Source organism: Nonomuraea rhodomycinica (genome assembly GCF_013363995.1).
Taxonomy (GTDB): domain Bacteria; phylum Actinomycetota; class Actinomycetes; order Streptosporangiales; family Streptosporangiaceae; genus Nonomuraea; species Nonomuraea rhodomycinica.
The window spans coordinates 251,648-272,519 of record NZ_JABWGO010000001.1 but is presented as its reverse complement, the minus strand read 5'-3'; the positions used below and the strand labels follow the sequence as shown (position 1 = coordinate 272,519).

General features: G+C 73.4%; 21 protein-coding genes and 1 pseudogene. 13 read left to right on the top strand and 9 right to left on the bottom strand.

The window, feature by feature from the left end; all coding sequences use genetic code 11:
- The first annotated feature begins 21 nt into the window (after positions 1 to 21).
- Positions 22 to 984, top strand: coding sequence for an AraC family transcriptional regulator (locus HT134_RS01365; protein WP_175598413.1), 963 nt, complete (start codon positions 22 to 24; stop codon positions 982 to 984).
- A 123-nt stretch (positions 985 to 1,107) separates the two neighbouring features.
- On the opposite strand, the gene HT134_RS01360 is transcribed toward HT134_RS01365, so the two are convergent.
- Together HT134_RS01360 and HT134_RS01355 are read right to left on the bottom strand one after the other, a co-directional pair.
- Positions 1,108 to 2,085: a tyrosine-type recombinase/integrase gene (locus HT134_RS01360; RefSeq protein WP_175598412.1), complete on the bottom strand. Its 978-nt coding sequence runs from the start codon at positions 2,083 to 2,085 to the stop codon at positions 1,108 to 1,110.
- A 79-nt stretch (positions 2,086 to 2,164) separates the two neighbouring features.
- Positions 2,165 to 2,629: a MarR family winged helix-turn-helix transcriptional regulator gene (locus tag HT134_RS01355; RefSeq protein WP_175598411.1), complete on the bottom strand. Its 465-nt coding sequence runs from the start codon at positions 2,627 to 2,629 to the stop codon at positions 2,165 to 2,167.
- Positions 2,630 to 2,698: 69 nt separating this feature from the next.
- On the opposite strand from HT134_RS01355, the gene HT134_RS01350 reads away from it, so the two are divergent.
- Positions 2,699 to 3,532: an NAD(P)H-binding protein gene (locus HT134_RS01350; protein WP_175598410.1), complete on the top strand. Its 834-nt coding sequence runs from the start codon at positions 2,699 to 2,701 to the stop codon at positions 3,530 to 3,532.
- Between the two features lie 20 nt (positions 3,533 to 3,552).
- Here the strand turns inward: HT134_RS01350 and HT134_RS01345 are convergent, their stop codons facing one another.
- Positions 3,553 to 4,746: a cysteine desulfurase-like protein gene (locus HT134_RS01345; RefSeq protein WP_175598409.1), complete on the bottom strand. Its 1,194-nt coding sequence runs from the start codon at positions 4,744 to 4,746 to the stop codon at positions 3,553 to 3,555.
- Positions 4,747 to 4,985: 239 nt separating this feature from the next.
- On the opposite strand from HT134_RS01345, the pseudogene HT134_RS01340 reads away from it, so the two are divergent.
- Positions 4,986 to 5,921: pseudogene (locus HT134_RS01340) on the top strand (RNA polymerase sigma factor); the annotation flags it as partial.
- A gap of 139 nt (positions 5,922 to 6,060) precedes the next feature.
- Positions 6,061 to 7,194 carry a winged helix DNA-binding domain-containing protein gene (locus tag HT134_RS01335; RefSeq protein WP_175598407.1) on the top strand — a complete coding sequence of 378 codons (1,134 nt, stop codon included), beginning with the start codon at positions 6,061 to 6,063 and terminating at the stop codon, positions 7,192 to 7,194.
- 146 nt (positions 7,195 to 7,340) lie between these two features.
- Here the strand turns inward: HT134_RS01335 and add are convergent, their stop codons facing one another.
- Both add and HT134_RS01325 read right to left on the bottom strand, forming a co-directional pair.
- On the bottom strand, positions 7,341 to 8,339 hold the full coding sequence (gene add / locus HT134_RS01330; RefSeq protein ID WP_312887913.1) for an adenosine deaminase: 999 nt from the start codon (positions 8,337 to 8,339) through the stop codon (positions 7,341 to 7,343).
- A 93-nt stretch (positions 8,340 to 8,432) separates the two neighbouring features.
- On the bottom strand, positions 8,433 to 9,197 hold the full coding sequence (locus HT134_RS01325; protein ID WP_312887912.1) for an SDR family NAD(P)-dependent oxidoreductase: 765 nt from the start codon (positions 9,195 to 9,197) through the stop codon (positions 8,433 to 8,435).
- A 213-nt stretch (positions 9,198 to 9,410) separates the two neighbouring features.
- On the opposite strand from HT134_RS01325, the gene HT134_RS01320 reads away from it, so the two are divergent.
- Genes HT134_RS01320 through HT134_RS01305 form a run of 4 tightly spaced genes read left to right on the top strand, consistent with a single transcriptional unit; the run spans position 9,411 to position 12,440 of the window.
- Complete coding sequence (locus tag HT134_RS01320; RefSeq protein WP_217707329.1) at positions 9,411 to 9,755, top strand: YciI family protein; 345 nt, start codon at positions 9,411 to 9,413, stop codon at positions 9,753 to 9,755.
- Between the two features lie 14 nt (positions 9,756 to 9,769).
- Positions 9,770 to 11,053 (top strand): RNA polymerase sigma factor, encoded by a 1,284-nt coding sequence (locus HT134_RS01315; RefSeq protein WP_175600039.1) that lies wholly within the window; start codon positions 9,770 to 9,772, stop codon positions 11,051 to 11,053.
- A gap of 24 nt (positions 11,054 to 11,077) precedes the next feature.
- The gene (locus HT134_RS01310; protein WP_175598404.1) at positions 11,078 to 11,689 is read left to right on the top strand and encodes an ArsR/SmtB family transcription factor; all 612 of its coding nucleotides are present in this window, start codon (positions 11,078 to 11,080) and stop codon (positions 11,687 to 11,689) included.
- 1 nt (position 11,690) lies between these two features.
- The gene (locus HT134_RS01305; RefSeq protein WP_175598403.1) at positions 11,691 to 12,440 is read left to right on the top strand and encodes an SRPBCC family protein; all 750 of its coding nucleotides are present in this window, start codon (positions 11,691 to 11,693) and stop codon (positions 12,438 to 12,440) included.
- Positions 12,441 to 12,525: 85 nt separating this feature from the next.
- On the opposite strand, the gene HT134_RS01300 is transcribed toward HT134_RS01305, so the two are convergent.
- The 3 genes from HT134_RS01300 to HT134_RS01290 all read right to left on the bottom strand — a co-directional run bounded on the left by HT134_RS01300 (position 12,526) and on the right by HT134_RS01290 (position 14,821).
- Positions 12,526 to 13,182: a class I SAM-dependent methyltransferase gene (locus tag HT134_RS01300; protein WP_175598402.1), complete on the bottom strand. Its 657-nt coding sequence runs from the start codon at positions 13,180 to 13,182 to the stop codon at positions 12,526 to 12,528.
- A gap of 63 nt (positions 13,183 to 13,245) precedes the next feature.
- Complete coding sequence (pip, locus tag HT134_RS01295) at positions 13,246 to 14,202, bottom strand: prolyl aminopeptidase (protein ID WP_175598401.1); 957 nt, start codon at positions 14,200 to 14,202, stop codon at positions 13,246 to 13,248.
- 37 nt (positions 14,203 to 14,239) lie between these two features.
- The gene (locus HT134_RS01290; RefSeq protein ID WP_175598400.1) at positions 14,240 to 14,821 is read right to left on the bottom strand and encodes a TetR/AcrR family transcriptional regulator; all 582 of its coding nucleotides are present in this window, start codon (positions 14,819 to 14,821) and stop codon (positions 14,240 to 14,242) included.
- 87 nt (positions 14,822 to 14,908) lie between these two features.
- Between HT134_RS01290 and HT134_RS01285 the strand changes: the two genes are divergently transcribed.
- Complete coding sequence (locus tag HT134_RS01285; protein WP_175598399.1) at positions 14,909 to 15,307, top strand: nuclear transport factor 2 family protein; 399 nt, start codon at positions 14,909 to 14,911, stop codon at positions 15,305 to 15,307.
- Positions 15,308 to 15,316: 9 nt separating this feature from the next.
- Here HT134_RS01285 and HT134_RS01280 read toward each other — a convergent pair whose 3' ends face one another.
- Complete coding sequence (locus tag HT134_RS01280; protein WP_175598398.1) at positions 15,317 to 16,957, bottom strand: bifunctional metallophosphatase/5'-nucleotidase; 1,641 nt, start codon at positions 16,955 to 16,957, stop codon at positions 15,317 to 15,319.
- A 112-nt stretch (positions 16,958 to 17,069) separates the two neighbouring features.
- On the opposite strand from HT134_RS01280, the gene HT134_RS01275 reads away from it, so the two are divergent.
- From HT134_RS01275 to HT134_RS47485, 4 genes are read left to right on the top strand one after another with little or no spacing between them, the layout of a single operon-like run.
- Positions 17,070 to 17,933 (top strand): MurR/RpiR family transcriptional regulator, encoded by an 864-nt coding sequence (locus HT134_RS01275; RefSeq protein WP_175598397.1) that lies wholly within the window; start codon positions 17,070 to 17,072, stop codon positions 17,931 to 17,933.
- Between the two features lie 8 nt (positions 17,934 to 17,941).
- Positions 17,942 to 19,177, top strand: coding sequence for an extracellular solute-binding protein (locus HT134_RS01270; protein ID WP_175598396.1), 1,236 nt, complete (start codon positions 17,942 to 17,944; stop codon positions 19,175 to 19,177).
- The gene (locus HT134_RS01265) at positions 19,168 to 20,067 is read left to right on the top strand and encodes a carbohydrate ABC transporter permease (protein WP_175598395.1); all 900 of its coding nucleotides are present in this window, start codon (positions 19,168 to 19,170) and stop codon (positions 20,065 to 20,067) included. Before HT134_RS01270 ends, HT134_RS01265 begins: the two co-directional genes overlap by 10 nt.
- Positions 20,064 to 20,867, top strand: a complete 804-nt coding sequence (locus HT134_RS47485; RefSeq protein ID WP_217707132.1) for a carbohydrate ABC transporter permease — start codon at positions 20,064 to 20,066, stop codon at positions 20,865 to 20,867. The genes HT134_RS01265 and HT134_RS47485 overlap by 4 nt, the downstream gene beginning before the upstream one ends.
- Positions 20,868 to 20,872: the final 5 nt, after the last annotated feature.

Genomic DNA, 20,872 nt, shown 5'->3' with positions numbered 1-20,872 from the left:
CGTGGAGGTTAAGGATCGTCCGTGGACGGTGATCTGCTGAGCGAGCTGCTCGCGCCGCTGCGGCTGCGCGGCGTCTTCCACAGCCGCTGGTCGGCGCGGGCCCCGTGGGGCGTGGCGGGGGAGCGGGAGAGCTGCGCCCTCGTCCACTACGTGCAGGCGGGCGCGTGCACGGTCGAGCTGCCGGGCCACGAGCCGGTGCGGCTGCGGACCGGTGACCTGGCGGTGTTCCCGCACGGCAGCGCCCACCGGCTCGCCGACACGCCCGGCCGGGCCACCGTGCCGCTGGAGAGCGTGCTGCCCGCGCGCCGGCCCGGCGCGACCCGTACGGTGCGGATCGACGGGCCGGGCGTCGAGACCGTCATGTTGTGCGGCGGCCTGCACTACGACGCCGCGGCCGCCTCCCCGCTGTACCGCGCGCTGCCGGCCGTGCTCGTGCTCGACCGGGCGACGCTGGCCGGGCAGCCGCTGCTCGGCGGCACCCTCGACGGCCTCGCGGGGGAGTGGGACCAGGACGAGCCGGGGCAGGCCCTGGTGGCGCTGCGCGCGTTCGAGCTGGTCTTCGTGCTGGCGCTGCGGGCCGCGCTCGGCGACGGCGGGACGTCCGCCGGGCGGCCCGTGCTGCGGGCGCTGCGGCACCCGGCCGTCGGGGCGGCGCTGCTGGCCGTGCAGACCAGGTTCGGCGAGCCGTGGACGGTCGAGACGCTGGCCGCCGAGGCGGGCATGTCGCGCTCGGCGTTCGCCGCCACGTTCCGGCGGCTGGTGGGTGAGGCGCCGATGCGGCACCTCACGGCGCGCCGGATGCAGGAGGCGGCGCGGCTGCTGGAGGAGACCGCGCTGCCGCACGACGCCATCGCGCGGCGCGTCGGCTACGGATCGGTGGTGGGCTTCCACCTGGCGTTCCGGCAGTGGTACGGCACCACGCCCGGCGGCCACCGCCGCCGCGCCCCCGAGCCCGGGCGGCCCGCCGCCGCTCACCCATGGTGAGGAAGAGCGTGGGGGTGCCCTTCCCGTCGTCCTCGCCGACGTTCGCGACGACCGTGCAGCCGGTCCGGTCGCCGAATAGGCGTCGCCGTAGTCCTGGGACCGGTCGGCCCACTGGAGGCGCCCTCAGGACAGCGGGCGCGGGGCCGGCAGGCGGAGGCGGTCGACGGCCTCGCGGCGGGTGCGCTCCGGGCGGCGGTCGTAGCGGGCCGTCGTGGCCGGCGACGAGTGCCCCACGAGCGCCTGCGCCGTCGCGAGGTCCACGCCCGCGTCCAGCAGCTCGCCGATGAACGTGCGCCGGAAGTCGTGCGCCGTGCGCCGCGACGCCCCCGCCTGGCCGAAGCGCCGGGTCAGGATGTCGGCGATGCCCTGGCCGGTCAGCCCCGCCGGCCGGCCGTCGCGCGTGCGGACGCGGCCCGCCTTGCTGATCGGGCTGAACAGCGCCCCCGGCGCGCCGCCGCGCAGCGCGAGCCACCGCTCCACCAGGCCGATGGCGTCGGCCGTCAGGTACACCAGGCGCTCCTTGTCGCGCTTGCCGCGCACCCGCAGCGAACGGCCGCCCGGGTCGTAGTCGGCCAGCGTGAGCCCGCCGATCTCGGCGCGCCGGCAGCCCGTCGAGTACAGCACCGCGATGAGCGCCGCGTCGCGCACCCCGGCGGGCGAGTCGTCGCAGGCGGCCAGGGCCGCGCCCACCACCTCCGGCGGCACGTGGTGGCCGGTGGGCAGGCGGCTCTGGCGCACCGGGGCGAGGTCGGAGGCGCGGGCGTAGTCCTCCGCGCTGGTCCGGCCGAGCCGCCACGCCTCCTTCAGCACCCGGCGCAGGGCGACCAGGTGCTTGTTGACGTACGCCGCCGACCAGCCCTGGTCGGTCAGCATCGTACGGATGCGGACCGTGTGCTCGTAGCGCAGCAGGTGCCACGGCTGGCCCGCGCCCGTCGCGCTCTCGTCGCCGGTGAGCAGCCGGGCGAGCCGGTCGAGGCAGCCGCGCATGGAGCGGCGGGACTCGGGGCTGGTGAGCGAGTCGAGGTAGACGTGGTACGGGTCAAGGGCCGGCTCGACGGGCGGCGGCGGCGCCCCGAGATCGGGCAGGGCGGGCAGGCTCACGCGGCCGATCTTAGCGTCAGGCCGCGAGCCCCCGCCGTGGGCGGCGCCACCACCGGCGGAGCGCCCGCCGTCGCCGGGGTCAGCCTCCGTTGGTGAGGCGCTCGGCCTGGTCGAGCCCCACCTGGGTGGCCCGCCGCAGGTAGTCGGCGATGAGCTCCAGCTCGTCGTCCGTGTAGGAGCGCAGCACCTCCCCGTACGCCGTGCCCGGCGTGTCCCACGCCTGCCCGATCCGCTCGCTCACGCCCGGCGCCAGCGACACCAGCGACCGCCTGCGGTCCTCCGGGTCGGCCTCGCGCACCGCCAGCCCCGCCTTCTCCAGCCGGTCCACCAGGCGGGAGGCCGAGCCGGGCGTCAGGCCGGTGAGCCGCGCGATGTGGCCGGTGCTGACCGGCCCGTGCTCCAGGTTCAGCAGCGCCACGCACTGCAGGTCGGTGGGGTGGAGCCCGAGCCGGTCGGCCATGGCCTGGTTGAACAGCACGTACGCGGCGTAGTGCCGCTGGCTCTCCGCGATGATCCGCTCCAGCAGCGCGTGCCGATTTGACATGACCACTCCCACCCCAAATCATGTGTGTCACGCAATATATGCGTCACGAACCAATCTACAGAAGGAACCATGACCATTCTCGTCACCGGCGCGCGCGGCGCCGTCGCCCGCCACCTCACCACCCTGCTGCGCGAGCGCGGCGCCGAGGTCCGGGAGGCCTCCGCCGCCCCCGCCCCCGGCCTGCCGGACCGCCTCGTGTGCGACCTGAACGACCCCGCCACGTTCGCGCCCGCGCTCAAGGGCGTCACCTCGGTCTTCCTGTACGCCAACGCCGCCCACGCCGACGCCTTCGCCCGGGAGGCCGCCGCGGCCGGGGTCGAGCACATCGTGCTGCTGTCCTCGGCCTCCGTGCTCCACCCCGACGCCGCCGGCAACCCCCTGGCCGCCTCGCACCTGAACGCCGAGCGGGCCTTGTGCGCCGGCCCGGTCCGGACCACGCTGCTGCGGCCCGGCTCGTTCTCCTCCAACGCGCTCGGCTGGTCCTGGGCGATCAAGGCCGGCGAGCCGGTCGCCCTGCCGTACCCCGACGCGCACAACGACCCCATCCACGCCGCCGACGTCGCCGCCGCGGCCCTCGCCGTGCTCACCTCGGCGGGAGAGCACGGCGAGGCCCACACGCTGACCGGACCCCGGTCGGTCACCTTCGCCGAGCAGCTCGACGTCCTGGCCGGCGTCATCGGGCGGCCCATCGCGATCCGGAGGGTCAGCCCCGAGCAGTGGAAGGAGGACATGTCCGCGTACATGAACGCCGGCTTCGCCGACGCCCTGCTCGACTACTGGCGCTCCACCGTCGGCAACCCGGTCGAGATCACCGACACGGTCGAGCGGCTGACCGGCCGGCCCGGCCGCGACTTCGAGACCTGGGCCCGCGAGCACGCCGCCGACTTCGCCCCCGCCGGCTGACGCCGCCCGTCGTACGGGCGTCAGCCGGCGCGCAGGCCGGCGACCCCCTCCAGGAGGCGGTCCACGTCCGAGCGGTCGTTGTAGTGGACCAGCCCCGCCCGCACCGCGCTCCCCGCGTCCCGGATGCCGAGCGCGCCCGTCAGCTCCCAGGCGTAGTTGTGGCCGTTCCACACGTTCACCCCGCGCCCGGCCAGGTGCTCGGCCACCTGGCGCGGCGTCCGGCCGGCCACCGTGAAGTACGCCGTCGCCGTCCGCCGGGCCGCCTTGCCGTACAGGGTGACGTGCGGCATCGCCTCCAGCCCGGCCAGCAGCGTCCCGAACAGCTCCAGCTCGTACGCCTCCGCGGCGCCCATCGAGGCGAGCAGCCGTTCGCGGCGCGAGCCCGTGCCCGGCACCATCGCGGCCAGATGGTCGACGGCGGCCGTCACCCCCGCCAGGTCGGCGAAGGCCGCGGTGCCCCGTTCGAACCGCTCCGGCACCGTGTCCGGCGACGAGGCGAGCTTGTCCGGGCGCAGCCGTTCCAGCAGCGCCGGGTCGGCCACCACCGCGCCGACGTGCGGGCCGGACCACTTGTAGGCGCTGGTCGCGTAGAAGTCGGCGCCCAGCGCCCGCATGTCGGCGGGGCCGTGGGCGGTGGCGTGCACCCCGTCCACGTACGTCAGCGCCCCCGCCGCGTGGGCCACCTCGCAGATCGCCGCCACGTCCGGGCGCGTGCCCAGCACGTTGCTCGCCGCGGTCACCGCCACGAGCCGCGTGCGCTCGCCGACGAGCTCCCGGTACTGCTCCACCGGCAGCTCGCCGGTCGCCGGGTCCACCTCCGCCCAGCGGACCGTCGCGCCGGTCCGCGTCCACGGGCGGACGTTGGCGTCGTGGTCGAGCCGCGAGAGCACCACCTCGTCGCGCGGCCCCCAGTCCTTGGCGAGGGTCATGGCGATCCGGTACGTCAGGGTCGTCATGTTGGGGCCGAGGATGACCCCCTCGGGCCGGCCCCCGACCAGGTCGGCCACGGCGGCCCGGCACCCGTCCACGATGGCCTCGGACCGGTGACTGGCGGGGAAGGCGCCGCCGACGTTGCCGATGCCGGAGCGGTAGGCGTCCGCGATCGCGTCGATGACGGCCCGCGGGACCTGGGTGCCGGCCGCGCCGTCGAGGTAGGCGTGGCCGTCGGACAGGGCGGGGTAGGAGGCACGGACCTTTTCGTGCGGAAAGCGCATGGAAAGGTGATGCTCGTCCATGTCAGTCCTCAATCGTCCGCTGATGTGGCGGATGTGGGTCGAGTGCGAAGCGCGTCCACGGGGGAAGGTATGCAGGAGGACGGCCACCCGCCGCACCAGGGGCCGCTCGGCCCCGCGGCGGCCCGCGCACCGGGCACGGTTGGGTAGCGTGGACGGTGGTGACCTGCCTGTAGCGAGGAGTTGTCGTGTCCCAAGCAGCAGCAGAGGTTCTCGAACTGGACGACGGAGCCGCCGACTCTCCAGCGGTCGGCGCCGACTCCGTCAAGACGTATCTGTCGGCGATCGGGCGCGTGCCGCTGCTGTCCGCCGAGCAGGAGATCGACCTGGCCAAGCGCATCGAGGCCGGCCTGTTCGCCCGCGAGCGCCTCGACACCGAGCGCGACCTGCCCGCCGACCTCCGCGCCGACCTCGAACTGATAGCCGCCGACGGCGCCCGCGCCAAGCAGCGCATGCTGGAGGCCAACCTGCGGCTCGTGGTCTCCATCGCCAAGCGCTACACCGGGCGCGGCATGCTCTTCCTCGACCTCATCCAGGAGGGCAACCTCGGGCTCATCCGGACGATCGAGAAGTTCGACTACCGGCTGGGCTTCAAGTTCTCCACCTACGCCACCTGGTGGATCAAGCAGGCCATCACCCGGGCCATGGCCGACCAGGCCCGCACGATCCGCATCCCGGTCCACATGGTCGAACTGATCAACAAGGTGGCCCGGGCGCAGCGCCGCCTCCAGACCGACCTGGGCCGCGAGCCCACGCCCGAGGAGATCGCCGCCGAGGCCGACCTGCCCGCCGAGCGGGTGACCGAGGTCCAGGCGTACGGACGCGAGCCGATCTCCCTGCACACGCCGCTCGGCGAGGCGGGGGAGAGCGAGTTCGGCGACCTCATCGAGGACACCGAGGCGGTCTCGCCCGCCGACGCCGTGTCGTTCACGCTGCTGCAGCAGCAGCTTCGCGACCTGCTCGACGAGCTGAGCGAGCGTGAGGCGGGCGTGATCTCGATGCGGTACGGACTGGTCGACGGCAAGCCGATGACGCTGGACGAGATCGGCCGCGTCTACGGCGTCACCCGCGAGCGGATCCGCCAGATCGAGGCCAAGACGATGTCGAAGCTCCGCCACCCGTCGCGGGCCCGGGCCCTGCGCGACTACCTCACCTGACCCGCCACGGGCAGGCCGGGCGCCGTCACCGATCGAGGAGATCCGACGGCGCCCGTTCCGTGCCCCGGGTCCGGCGTATCGCGGAAGGGATCCTTCCGCATTCCTCCCTACGGTGGTCGCAACCACTGAGGAGGACGTCGTGATCGAACTTTCCTGGCGTGAGGTCAGCGCGCGCAGGCTGGAGCGGCAGGGCCTGGCCACGCCGCTGAAGGCGGGCGGCCCCGCCGCGACGGTGGGAGCCATGTGCGGGGCGCACGCCCAGGTCATGTCGGCCGCCGAGCTGTCGGTGGCGCTGCGGCTGGACGGCGCGACCCGCTCGACGGTCCGCGAGGCGCTGTGGGGGACGCGCGAACTGGTCAAGACCCACGGCCCGCGCGGCACCGTCCACCTGCTCCCGGCCGCGGACCTGCCGATGTGGGTCAGCGCCCTGTCGGAGCTCCCCCTGGCGGGGCCGTCGTTCCCCGAGCACGTGCGGATGACCGGCGAGCAGACCCAGGCGGTGATCCAGGCCGTCGCCATCGCCGTGCGGGGCCGCGAGCTGACCGTCGACGAGCTGGGCGAGGCCGTGGTGGCCGCCACGGGGCCGTGGGCGGGCGACCTGGTGATGCCCGCGTTCCAGACCATGTGGCCGCGCTGGCGGCAGGCGATGGCGGTGGCCGCCCACCGGGGCGCGTTCGTGTACGGCCCGGCCCGCGGGCGCAAGGTCACCTACACCGCCCCGCCCCCGGGGACCCTGCCCGGCCCGGCGGGGGGAGCGGGCGAACTGCTCAGGCGGTACCTGCTCGCCTACGGTCCCGCGACGCCCCAGGAGTTCGCGCAGTGGCTGGGGGCGCCGGCGGCGTGGGCGGCCCGGCTGTTCGCCTCCGCGGACCTGGAGGAGGTGCGCTTCGCGGGGCGTCCGGCCTGGGTCGTGGCGGGTGACACGGAGACGCCCGGCGAGCCGCCCCGGGGTGTGCGGCTCCTGCCGTACTTCGACGCCTACCTGGTGGCCGGTCGGCCGCGCGAGCTGCTGTACCCGGGTGCGGCGGCCGGACGGGCGCTGAACGGGGGACAGGCGGGCAACCACGCCGTGCTGCTGGTGGACGGCGAGGTGGCCGGGGTGTGGCACCAGCGGCGCTCCGGTCGCCGCGTGCACGTCACGGTCGAGCCGTTGCGCCCGCTCACGGCGGCCCGGTCGCGCGAGCTGGACGACCAGGTCGCGCGCGTCGGCGAGATCCTGGAGGGCCGCCCGGAGCTGACCGTCGGCCCCGTCACCACCGGCCCCCACGCCTGACGGGCCGCCCACCCCGGCCCCCACGCCTTGCGGGCCGCCCACCCCGGCCCCCACGCCTTGCGGGCCGCCCACCCCGGCCCCCACGCCTTGCGGGCCGCCCACCCCGGCCCCAGCCCCTGACGGGCCGCAGACCCCGGCCCGGGCGCCTACCCTCCGGTCAGCCAGGCGTCCACTCCGGCCCTCAGCCGCGCCTTGACCTCCTCGGGCGCGAACGACGCCTCGACCGAGGCCCGGGCGAGGCCGGCCAGCTCCTCGTCCCCGAACCCGAACACCTCCCGCAGCCGTCCGTACTCCTCCGCCAACGCCGTCTCCCCGTCGGTGTTGACCGTGACGGCCAGCCCCGCCGCGCGCAGGCGCGGCAGCGGGTGCTCGGACAGCGACGGCACCAGCCCGAGCAGCACGTTGGACGTCGGGCAGACCTCCAGCGGCACCCGCCGCTCCCGCAGCTCGGCCACCAGCTTTTCGTCCTCCAGGACGCGGATCCCGTGGCCGATCCGCTCGGCGTGCCCCAGCGTCAGCGCCTCCCGGACGCTGTCCGGGCCCGCCGTCTCGCCCGCGTGGTGGACCAGCCGCAGCCCGGCGTCCCTGGCCTCGTCCAGCACCTCCGCGAACGGCGCGAGCGGGTGGCTCTCGTCGCCCGCCAGCCCGACCGCGACCACCCCGTCGTGGCGGCGCGCCAGCTCCACGGTCCGCCGCAGCCGCTCCACGGATCGCCGCCGCGAGTGGTCCAGGATCACCCGGCACTCGATCCCGTACCGCGCCGAACCTTCGGCGAGCCCGTCGAGCACGGCCTCCAGCGGCATCTCCGGCGCCCCGACCCGCTCACCGTGGGCGGCGGCCGTGAACGTCACCTCCGCGTAGCGCGTGCCCTGCGCCGCCTCGTCCGCGCAGAACTCCAGCGCCACCCGCCGGAAGTGCGCGGCCGTGACCAGCCGTTCCCGTACCCGTGCCCGATGGTCGGCGAACTCGCCGAAGCTCCGGAACGGCCCCTCCGGCTCGGGCGGGCCGCCCAGCTCCCGCACGGTCGAGGGCCGTACGGTGCTCTCCAGGTGGACGTGCAGGTGCGCCTTGGGCAGCCGGGCGACGTCGCGCGGCCCGGGCGGGAGGTCGGAGGGCTGGGCAGGACCGGTCTCGTGCTCACTCACGTGCGTGAACTATACGAAAGGCCCACATGCCAGGCACGGCCGGGCGGGACTGTGCGTGGGCGGCGCGACGTGAGCACCGGGAACCGCGGACGTCTATCGCGGCGCCGGACCCAGGAAGAGCCCCCCGTTGACCTCGAGGACCTGGCCGGTCGTCCAGCGGGCGTCGTCCGAGGCGAAGAACGCCACGGCGTCCCCGACGTCGGCGGGCTGTCCGTGGCGGCCGAGCGCGATCATGCCGGCGACCTGTTCGGCGGCCTCGGTGTCGCGCAGCCACGCGTTCATGTCGGTCTCGGTGATCCCCGGCGACACCGTGTTGACCGTGATGCCTCGCGCCCCGAGGGTCTGGGCGAGCGACCGGCCGAGCACGTTGAGCGCCCCCTTGGTCATCGCGTACACCACCTCGGGGGTGGCGAACCACGTGACACCTGAGGAGACGTTGACGATCCGGCCACCGTCCCGCATCAGCGGCAGCGCACGCTGGATGACGAAGAACGGCGCCCGCACATTGATCGCGAAGGTCCGGTCGAAGGCGTCGGGGGTGGCCTTGTCGATGGTGGCGCCGTAGTCGATGATCGCGGCGTTGTTCACGAGGATGTCCAGCGGCCGCCCGTCCAGCCCTTCCTCCAGGCCGGCGAACAGCGCCTCCACGTCGCCGTCCACGCCGAACTCGGCGCGCACCGCGAACGCCCGCCCGCCGGCCCGCCGGATCGCCGCCACGGTCTCGTTCGCCGCGCCTTCACCGGTGCCGTAGTGGACCGCCACCTCGGCGCCGTCGGCCGCCAGCCGCAGCGCGATCGACTTTCCGATGCCTCGGGAAGCCCCCGTCACCAGAGCCGTCCTGCCCGTCAGATCGCTCACGTCGTTGCCCCTTCGAAGGTACGCGGCACGGTCCTCGGCTCCGCATCCTCCGGGGGCGCGACGCGGCTGTCCAATAGCCGCCGTCATAACCGACGGCTATCGCCGGATCCTTCGTCGTGCCTGGAGCGGAGGGGGGCGGGGTTCGCGGGCGGAGCCCCCGGCCGCTTGGATGGGGGCAGGCACGCGCCGGGCAGGAGGAGTTCCGTGAAGTACATGCTGCTGATCTACAGCAACCCCGCGTCGCGGGAGGCGGTCGCCGGCAGCGTCGACGAGGTGATGGCCGAGGTCGACGCGCTGATGAAGGAGCTGGGCGAGAGCGGCGAGCTGGCCGGCGGGCAGGCTCTGGCCGGACCGGAGACCTCGCGGACGGTTCGCGTGCGCGACGGCGTCCCGGCCGTCACCGACGGGCCGTTCATCGAGGCCAAGGAGTACCTGGCGGGTTACCTGATCGTCGAGTGCGACGACGTCGAGCGGGCCACGGAGATCGCCGCCCGCTGGCCGGACGCGCGGCTCTGCGCGATGGAGGTGCGGCCGATCATCGACGAGGTCCCCGAGTGAGCGCGGCCGGCCCGTTGCGCCCGTCCGAACCGCCGCGGCCGCCCGGGCTCGCCGCCGAGCCCGGGGACGGCGTCGAGGAGCTGCTGCGGGAGCTGGCGCCGCAGGTGCTCGGCATCCTCGTCCGCCGGTACGGGCAGTTCGACACGTGCGAGGACGCCGTCCAGGAGGCGCTGCTCGACGCGGCCGTGCAGTGGCCCGCGCAGGGCGTGCCCGGCAGCCCGCGGGCCTGGCTCGTCACCGTGGCCGCGCGCCGCCTGACCGACCACGTGCGCAGCGAGCACGCCCGGCGGCGCCGCGAGGAGACGGTCGCCGCCCGCGCCCCGGCCGACGAGGCCGTCGTGCCCGCGCCCGGCGAGGAACGCCCGGGCGACGAGGACGACACGCTGACCCTGCTGTTCCTGTGCTGCCACCCGTCGCTGTCACGGGCCTCCCAGCTCGCCCTCACGCTGCGGGCCGTGGGCGGTCTGACGACGGCGCAGATCGCCGCCGCGTTCCTGGTGCCCGAGGCGACGATGGCGCAGCGCATCAGCCGCGCCAAGCAGCGGGTGAAGGCAGCCGGAGTGCCGTTCCGGCTGCCGCCCGAGCCCGAGCGCGCCGAGCGGCTCCGCGTCGTCCTGCACGTCCTCTACCTGATCTTCAACGAGGGCTACACCGCCACCAGCGGCCCCGACCTGCACCGGCCCGGCCTGACCCGCGAGGCCGTACGGCTGACCCGGGCGCTGCTGCGGCTGCTGCCCGGCGACGGCGAGGTGATGGGCCTGCTGGCCCTCATGCTGCTCACCGAGGCCCGCCGCCCGGCCCGCACCGCTCCCGGCGGCAGGCTCGTCCCGCTGGCCGAGCAGGACCGGTCGCTGTGGGACCGCGCGGCCGTCGAGGAGGGCTCCGCGCTGGTCACCGCGGCGCTGTCCACCTCCGCCGTCGGGCCGTACCAGCTCCAGGCGGCGATCGCGGCCGTGCACGACGAGGCGCCGCGCGCCGAGGACACCGACTGGCGGCAGATCCTCGCCCTGTACGGCGTGCTGCTCGGCCTGGAGGACAACCCGGTCGTCCGGCTCAACCACGCCGTGGCCGTGGCCATGGTGCGCGGGCCCGAGGCGGGGCTCGCCCTGCTGGACGAGCTCGCGGCCGACGAGCGGATGGCCGGGCACCACCGGCTGTCCGCGGTGCGCGGCCACCTCCTGGAGGAGGCCGGGGACGAGGCCGGCGCCGTCGCCGCCTACCGCGCGGCCGCCGCGCGCACCGCCAGCCGGCCGGAACGCCGCTACCTGGAGGAACGGGCCTCCCGCCTTGACAAGTAATTTTTTCGGTGGGATGGTGCGGACATGCGAGATGTGGCGGTGATCGAAGACCCCGCGGCGGCCGAGGCCTCCCTCGACCCCATGCGCTCCAGGCTGCTGGCCGAGCTCGTGGAGCCCGGCTCGGCCACCACGCTGGCGGCCCGGGTGGGCCTGGCCAGGCAGAAGGTCAACTACCATCTGCGGACGCTGGAGAAGCACGGGCTGGTCGAGCTCGTCGAGGAGCGGAAGAAGGGCAACGTCACCGAGCGGGTGATGCGGGCCACGGCGGCCTCGTTCGTCATCTCGCCCGTGGCGCTGGCCGCCGTGCAGCCCGACCCCGCCAGGTCGCCCGACCGGCTGTCGGCGGGCTGGCTGCTCGCGGTGGCCGCCCGGCTGGTCCGCGACCTCGGGGAGCTGGTCACCGGCGCGGTCCAGGCCCGCAAGCGGGTGGCGACGTTCGGCATGGACGGCGAGGTGCGCTTCGCCTCCGCGGCCGACCGGGCGGCCTTCGCCGAGGAGCTGACGTCGTTCGTGACGGGCCTGGTCGGCAGGTACCACGACGAGAGCGCCGAGGGCGGGCGCGAGCACCGGATCGTCGTCGCCGTCCACCCGTCCGTCAAGCCGTCCAGGGCGCAGGCGTCCGAGGGGGAGAACTGACATGGGTCACCGCTTCGAGCTGCCCCAGGAGGCCACGGTCGGCGTCACACCGGAGGAGGTGTGGGAGGCCATCGCCACCGGCCCCGGCGTCGACTCGTGGTTCATGGGCCGTACCGAGGTGACGGAGAAGGCGGTGCGCACCGACTTCGGCGGGTTGCTGCCCGAATCCGCCGTCACGGTGTCCGACCCGCCGCACCGCTTCGCGCACGCCGGCGCGGCGGGCGAGGACGGGCGGTTCGTCGCCTACGAGTTCCTCATCGAGGGGCGTGACCGGGGCAGCACGGTCGTGCGCATGGTCACGAGCGGCTTCCTGCCCGGCGACGACTGGGAGAACGAGTACGAGGCCATGCGGAGCGGCCTGGCGATGTTCTTCGCCACGCTGGTCGAGTACCTCGGCCACTTCCGCGGCCGGCCCGCCACGCCCGTGACCGCGTTCGGGCCGCCCGTCCGCCACTGGCCGGACGCCTGGCGCGCCGTGTACGCCGAGCTGGGCCTGCCGGCGTCCGGTGACTCCGGTGACGTGGTGGGGCGGCGCGTGGCGTTCCGGCCGGACGGGCTGCCGCCCGTCGAGGGCGTCGTCTACTTCGCCAACGCCCAGACTCTCGGCGTCCGCGCCTCCGGCGCGCTGTACCGCTTCATCCAGGGGTTGCCCGGCGTCATGGTGCTCTCCCACGTCCTGTTCACCGGCGGCGACACCGCCGCGCAGGAGGCGGGCTGGCAGGCGTGGCTCGGCCGGGTCCTCGCGGACTGACCACGCGCCACCACCCGCCGGCCACGCGCGGGGCCATGGGCGGCGGGCCCGCGCGCGTGGCCCCGCGTCCGCTGCGCCCGCCCGGTCAGGGGCGGCGGGCCCGTACGCCGAGGATCACCGGCGTGGGCCCGTCGCCCTCGGCGAACGCCTCCAGCGCCAGCCCCGCCTCCAGGAACGCGCCCAGCAGCTCCGCCAGCGGCCAGTGACTCGCGCCCACCTTGTCGCGGATGCCCTGGTCCGTCCACGACTTCTTGGTCCAGTGGCCGTCGAGGTAGCCGGGCCTGACCACGACCGCCTCCGGATCGGCGCGGTCGGCGAACCCGCCGCAGAAGCACGGATGCACCCCGACGTGCACCAGCGCCCCGCCCGGTCGCAGCACCCTGGCCGCCTCCCGCAGCACGGCCGGGTAGGCCGGCATGTCGGTGTGGACCATCAGCGCCGCGACCGCCGGCAGCGACCCGTCGCGGAACGGCAAGCGCGCCGCGTCGCCCCGCACCACCGGCAGGCGTGGCCGGGCGTGGCGCAGCATCCCGGCCGACAGGTCGACGCCGACCGGAGTCCAGCCCAGGTCGCGGAGGGCGGCGGCGTGCACGCCGGTGCCGCACCCGATCTCCAGGCACATGCCCTCGCCGCGGCCGAGCAGGCCGGCCAGCACCCGGCGCTGCCCCAGGGGGTCGTCCGCGTTCCGGGGCAGGAACTCGGTCTCGTACCAGTCGGCGATCTCGTCATAGGCGGCCCTCATGCCTCCATTGAGCACGCGGTCCGCGCCCCGGCCAACGGGTTCCGCCCAGGGCTGATCGCCGCGTCAGGGCGTGAAGCCCGCGATGGCGGACTTGATCGCGTCGCGCATCGTCCCGCTGCCCGTGTGGCCGGAGTCGTCCACCACGACGAGCCGCGCGTCCGGCCACGCCTGGACGAGCTCCCAGGCGTTCTCCAGCGGCGCCCCCAGGTCGAACCGGCCGTGGACGATCACGCCCGGGATGCCGGCCAGCCGGTGGGCGTCGCGCAGCAGGGCGCCCTCCTCCAGCCACGCGCCGTTGGAGAAGTAGTGCGAGCAGATCCGGACGAAGGCCACCTGGGCCTCGGAGGGACGGTCGCTGTAGGCGTTGCGCTTGCCGTTCGGCTCCAGGGAGATGACCGCGTCCTCCCAGGCCAGCCAGTCCTGGGCGGCCTTGGCGCGCACCTTCGGGTCGGGGTCGCTCACGAGCCGGTGGTAGGCGGCCAGCAGGTCCGGCAGGTCGCCGTCGCGCTGGTCCTCCGGCACGCCCGCGCGGAAGCGCTGCCACTCCTCGGGGAAGAACCGGCCCACGCCCCGGTACAGCCAGTCGATCTCGTACCTGCGGGTCATGGTCGCGGCGACCATGACGATCTCCGAGACCCGCTCGGGGTGCGCCTCGGCGTAGGCGAGCATGAGCGTGGCCCCCCATGAGCCGCCGTAGAGCAGCCAGCGATCGACGCCCAGGTGCTCGCGCAGCCGCTCCATGTCGGCCACGAGGTGCCGGGTGGTGTTGGTGCTCAGGTCGGCCGCCGGGTCGGACGCGTGGGGCAGGCTGCGACCGCAGTTGCGCTGGTCGAACAGGATGGTCCGGTAGCGCTCCGGGTCGAACGTGCGGCGCGCGTTGGTGGAGCAGCCCGACCCAGGGCCGCCGTGGACGACGAGCGCCGGCTTGCCCGCGGGGTTGCCGCAGACCTCCCAGTAGACGAGGTGGCCGTCGCCGGTGTCGAGGTGGCCGTGGTCGTACGGCTCGATCGGTGGAAGCATCCGACCAAGATACAACAGCGCTGTCACATTTTGCGGGTCAGGCGGCGTCCCGTCGCGGGCCGTCGAGGACGTGCTCGGCCAGTTCGCGCGCGCACGCCGCGGGGTCCGTGCCGGGCCGGGTGGCTCCCGCCGCCAGGGCGCCGTCCACGAGCAGGAGGAGCTGGGTGGCGGCGTGCCCCGGCCGCGGGTGGCCGAGCCGGCGCAGCTCGTCCTCGAGGAGCCGGTGGACCCGCTCGCGGTACTCCCGGGTCACGGCGTGCCCGGGATGACCCGGGTCGGCCAGGGCGAGGTCGGCGGCGAGGTAGCGGCAGCCGCGGAAGTCCGGCGCGTCGATGGCCTCGGCGAGCCCGTCGAAGACGGCCAGCAGCCGGGCGCGCGGGTCGTCGCCGGCGTCCCGCATGGTCCGCCGGTACCACTCCTCGTCCTCGGCGGTGGTGAGCCGCAGGACCTCCACGATCAGCCCGTCCTTGCCGCCGAAGTGCTCGTACAGCGAGCGCCGGGCCACGTTGGCGCTCTTCAGCAGCGCGTCGACGCCCACGCCCACGCCCTGGGCGTAGGTCAGCCGGCGGGCGGCGTCCAGCAGGCGTTCGCGGGGTCCCGGCGCGGTGCGTGTGGTCATGGCGTCAGCTTGCCACCGGTTGACGAGTAGATCAACCGTTCTATATGGTCTGAGTAGACCGAACGATCTATCCACCAAGGAGCCGTCATGGCGATCCGCACCACCGCCGAGGTCATCGACCGTTTCAACCACGCCTTCACCGGACGCGACGCCGACGCGCTCACCGACCTGATCGGTGCGGACTGCGTGATGGAGTCGGTCCAGCCGGCGCCTACCGGCGAGCGCGTCGAGGGAGGCGCGGCCTGCCTGGCGTGGTGGCGCGCGCTCGTCGAGGACCGCACGACGCGGTTCGAGCCGCAGGAGGTCATCGTCGCGGGCGAGCGCGCGACGATCCGCTGGCGCTACTACTTCGCCGACGGCCCGGCCGGCTGGGTCGAGGGCGTGAACCTCATGCGCGTCCGCGACGGCCTCATCGTCGAGGCCCTCGGCTACAGCAAGACCGCGGGCGAGGTCCCGCTGGCCGCCGAATCGGGCCTCGACGACTGAGCCGGGCTGTCAGTTCACGCGGGTGACCCGGCCCAGGGCCGGGGCCGCCAGCGGGCTCCTGGCCCGGATGTAGGACTCGAAGGCCTCGATGTCGCGGACCTTCTCCACCCGGTCGGTGCCCTCGGTCAGCACGGAGAATCCGTCGCCGCCGGTCGCGATGAAGGAGTTGGCGGTCAGGCGGTAGCGTCCGGCCGGATCGACGACGGTCCCGTTCAGCTTGATCGTGGCCGGGTCGATCTTGTCGCAGGCGGGCTTGGCGTTGTCGTAGGTGTAGGTGAGCCCTTCGGAGACGCCGAGCACGCGGGCGGTGCTCTGACCGCACCACTGCTGCTCCAGCAGCCGCTCCAACTGGGCGCCGGTGAGCGTCATGGTGACGAGCATGTTGGAGAAGGGCTGCACGCGCAGCGCCTTGCCGTGCGTCACCAGGTTCGACATCTCGTTGCCGGTGGGGTTGACGATCAGGTCGCCGCCGATGCCGCCGCCGTAGGGCGGCTGGATCGCGATCTGGGCGCCGCCGTTGTCGGGGGCGGAGGTCGCGAAGAGCCGGGCGTCGGCCAGGGCGTGGCCGACGGTGGACTCACCGGCGGCGTTGCGCTGGGCGGTGAGGTCGCGGCTGAGCAGGCCGACGGGCCGGTCCAGCAGCTTCTGCCCCTGCGCGTCCGTCCTGGCGCGCAGGGCCTCGATCCGGGGGTCCGGCTTGATGTCGTGGGTGACCGTGATGTTCTCGGCCTTGGCGGAGGTCGGGTTGCCGGTCGCCCGGTCGACCGTGAGCACGATCCTGGTGAGCTCGCGCGTGTGGGCCGAGGTCTGCGTGACCGGGATGCCGTTGATCAGGCAGTTGTACGGGTTGTGGGTGTGCCCGGAGATCACGGCGTCGACCTCGGGGTCGAACCTCTGCACGATGTCCTTGATCGGCCCGGCCAGGTTGTTGCACTGGTTGGGCAGGCCGCCGCCGGTCTGCCCGCCGCCCTGGTGGATGAGGACCACGATGGTCCGCACGCCCTTGGCCTTGAGCTCGGCCGCGTAGGTGTTGACCGCCTCGGCCTCGTCGCGGCCCTCCAGCGGCGCGGTGGGGCCGGGGGCCTCCTTGAGCGCGTTCTTGTAGTCGACGCCGATGATGCCGACCTTGACGCCCTTGACCTCCTTGACGATGTAGGGCGTCAGCGCGGGCTTGCCGGTGGTGGTGTCGACGATGTTGGCGCCCAGGTAGGGGAAGTTGGCCCCCTTGAAGTTCGGGATCGCGCAGCCGTCGATGGGGTGGCAGCCGCCCTTCTCCATCCTGCGGAACTCGGCCAGGCCCTCGTCGAACTCGTGGTTGCCGACGCTGGAGGCGTCCAGGCGCATCAGGTTCAGCGCCTGGATGCCCGGCTCGTCGTGCAGGGCCGTGGCGTTCATGGTGCTGGAGGAGATGTTGTCGCCGGCCGACAGCCGCAGCGTGCCGTCGGGGTTGTCGCGCTGCAGCCGGTCCATGTGGGCCGACAGGTACGCGGCGCCGCCCGCCGGGACCGGGCCGTTCGGGGTCGTGGCGAAGCTGGTCGGGAAGCCGGAGTGGAAGTCGTTGAAGGCCAGTAACTGGATGTCCACCGCGTCGGCGCGGGCGGGCAGCAGGCTGGTGCTGCCGAGCACCAGCGCCATGAGGAGGTTGCGCATGGCGTCGAAAGTGACATAGTCCCAGCGAGTCCCGCAAGGGGGAAAATTTCTAACATCCCATGTCGAATGTGAACTATTGACATACCCTCCGGAAAGCGGGAGGGTTCCTCCCATGTCACCGATCCTGGCCAGAATCCGGGGGGTCGAGCCCACCCTCACCGCGGCCCACCGGCGCATCGCCGAGACGATCCTCGCGGAGCCCGCCGTCGTGGCCGCCTCGACCATCGGTGAGCTGGCGGAGCGGTGCGGGACCTCGCTCACCACCATCACGCGCTTCTGCCGCGAGCTGGGCCTGGCCGGATACCCCGAGCTCAGGCTGGCGCTGGCGGCCGAGCTCGGGCGCAACGACGCCGCCCCCCGAGAACAGGACCTGATCGCCTTCTCGCCGGACGACCCCGCGAGCCTGGTGCTGCGCAGCCTGCTGGCCAGCGACCTGCGCGCCATGGAGGAGACGGCGGCCCAGCTCGACCTCAAGGCGGTGGACCGGGCCGTCTCCGCCCTGGTCCGCGCCAGGTTCATCGACTTCTACGCGGTCGCCGGCAGCGCGGGCGTGGCCATGGACCTGCACCTGCGCCTGCACGCCGTCGGCCGGCCGTGCGCGCTGTGGACCGACGTGCACAACGCCGTCTCCAGCGCCAACGCGCGCGACGACCAGGACGTGGCGGTCGGCATCTCCCACTCGGGCACCACGGCCGAGGTCGTCGAGCCGCTGACCATCGCCAGGGAACGCGGCGCCACCACGATCGCCGTCACCAACTTCCCCCGCAGCCCGCTGGCCGAGGCCGCCGACATCGTCCTCACCACCGCCGCGCAGGACACCCCCTTCCGCGCGGGCGGGGTGGCCGCCCGCCACACCCAGATGCTCGTCCTGGACTGCCTCTACATCGGGGTCGTCCAGCGCACCCACGAGACCAGCAACCAGCTCCTGACGGCCGCCACCGACGCGGTCGCCAAGCACCGCCTGCCCCCACGCTAGGAGCCCCCATGCGCCTTGCCGCCGCCGCTGTCGCCTTGGCGATGGCGGTCACCGCCTGTGCCCCTTCGACCACCACCCGTGCCGACCAGGGCAAGATCACCCTCTCGGTCTGGGGATGGGGTCCCGAGGCCAACTACGACAAGATGTTCGCCGAGTACGAGAAGGCCAACCCCGGCGTCGACGTCGACGCCCGCTCCTTCACCACCGCCACCGAGTACGACACGATCCTGTCCACCGGCCTGGCCGGCGACAACGGCCCCGACCTGGCGTGGCTGCGCGCCGGCGCCAACCTGCAGCCGCTCGTCGAGGCCGGCCGGCTGCTGCCGCTCGACACCAAGGACGTGCCCGGCCTGGCCGGCTACGACGAGAAGGTCCTGCGCTACGCCAAGGGCGACAAGGACGGCAAGGTGTACGGCGTGCCGTTCGCCGTGCAGACCCTGCAGGTGATCTACAACAAGAAGATCTTCGCGGACAACGGCATCACCCCGCCCAAGACCTACGACGAGATGATCGCCTCCGCCGGGAAGCTCAAGGCCAAGGGGGTCATCCCGTTCGCCTTCGGCGGCAAGGACGACTGGATGCTGCCGATCGTGGCGAGCATCTTCGGCACCGCCCACTGGGGCGGCGACGAGTTCATCGCCGCCGTCAAGGCCAAGCAGAAGAAGTTCACCGACCCGCGCTTCGTCGAGGGCATCGACCAGCTCAACAAGCTCAAGCCGTACTTCCCCGAGAACGCCGCCGGCGTCTCCTACACCGACGCGCAGATCCTGTTCTCCTCCGGCAAGGCGGCCATGTTCCCCGGCGGCCTGTGGGAGCTGAACTTCTTCACCGAGAACGCCAAGGACGTCGAGCTGGGCGTCTTCACGCCGCCCGTGCCCGAGGGCCAGGGCCTCATGCCCGGCTTCACCGACGGCTCGTACGGCGTCAACGTCAAGACCAAGCACAAGGCCGAGGCGCTGAAGTTCGCCGCCTGGCTGGCCTCCAAGGACTACGGCCAGCTCTACACCGACACCCTGCGCATCTTCTCCGCCGTGCCCGGCGTCACGCCCAAGGACCCGCTCCTCGGCGAGGTGGCCACCACCTTCGACCAGCACGGCGCGACCTACTTCATGAACGAGTTCGCCTACGGCAACCCCTCGTCGGCCGCCGTTTTCTCCAAGGCGCTGCAGGAGATGCTGCTCGGCCGCATCACCGCGAAGCAGGCGGCCGAACAGCTCGACAAGAGCGTGTCCACATGGCTCTAGGCGCGCGGCGGGGACAGGGAGGGAACGGCTCGTCGTACCTGTTCCTGATCCCCGCCCTCCTCCTCTACTCCGCCTTCGTCGTCTACCCGCTGTTCACCGGCCTGACCTACAGCTTCTTCTCCTGGAAGGGCACGCTGCGCGACAGCTTCGCCGGGCTGGACAACTACGCCGGCCTGCTGTCGGGCGCCTTCCTCGACCAGCTGCTGCCCGCGCTGGGGCACAACGCGCTGCTGTTCGCGGGCACCATGCTGGTGCAGAACACGCTCGGCCTGGCCTTCGCGCTCGCCCTGTCGCGCGTACGGCGCGGCAAGCGGGCGCTGCAGACCATGTTCGCCCTGCCGTACCTGGTCAACCCGCTGGTCATCGGCTACCTGTGGACCCTGCTGCTCAGCCCCGCCTTCGGCCCGGTCAACGCGCTGCTCAAGCCGCTCGGCCTGGCGATGCCGTGGCTCGGCGACCCGGACACCGCGCTGCCGACCGTCATCGTCATCACCACCTGGCAGTGGGTGGGCTTCCCGATGCTGCTGTTCAGCGCCGCGCTCGGCGGCATCCCCCAGGAGTACGCCGAGGCCGCCAGGACCGACGGCGCCGGCTCCTGGCAGGTGCTCTGGCGCATCACGCTGCCGCTGCTCAAGCCCGCCATGGCCACTGTCACGATCCTCAGCTTCATCGGCAGCATGGGCACCTTCGCCCTGGTCTACGCGCTCGGCGGCTCCAACGGCGCCCCGGCGGGCGCCACCGACGTGCTGGGCCTGCTGTTCTACCGCACGGCCTTCGCCTCCGGCGACGTCAACGCGCTCGGCACCTCCTCGGCGCTGGCGGTCTTCATGTTCACCTTCATCTTCGGCTCGACGCTGCTGCTGGAGCGGGTCCTGAGGAGGAAGACGTGAGGGCGTCGATCGTCAAGGTCCTGCTGTGGGGCTACGCCGCCTTCTCGATGACGCCGCTGCTCGTCATGCTGCTCAGCTCGTTCCGGCCCACCAGCGAGATCTTCGACCGGCCGATCGGCCCGCCCAGTGGGCTCGGCAACTACGTCAAGGCGTGGACGGAGGCGTCCTTCTCCACTTACGTCGTCAACTCGGCGCTCGTCGTGGTCGGCGCCGTGCTGCTGGGCGCCGTGGTCTCGCTGCTGGCCGCCTACCCCCTCGGGCGCAGGGAGTTCCGGGGGCGCGGCATGTTCGCCGCCTACTTCGTCTCCGGCATGACGCTGCCCGCCCACCTGGGCGTGCTGCCGCTGTTCTACCTGCTGGAGGGCATGGGGCTGGTGGACTCGCTGACCGGGCTGGTGCTGGTCTACGCGGCCGGGTCGGTCCCGTTCAACGTCTTCGTCCTGACCGCCTTCTTCCGCCAGCTCCCGCACGAGCTCGACGAGGCCGCCGCCCTGGACGGCGCCGGGCCGTTCGCGACCTTCTGGCACGTGATGCTGCCCCTGGTGCGGCCCGCGCTGGCGACCGTGGTGGTGTTCCAGTTCGTGCCGATCTGGAATGACTTCTTCTACCCCCTGGTCCTGATGCGGGACGAGACCAAGCTGACCCTGCCGGTCGGCCTCACCCACTTCTTCGGCCAGTTCCAGAACGACTGGGGCACGCTCTTCGCCGGTCTGGTGATGACGACGATCCCCCTGGTCGTGCTCTTCGTCCTGGCCACGCGCCAGATCGTCGCCGGGCTGACCGCCGGCATGAACCGTTGATGGGG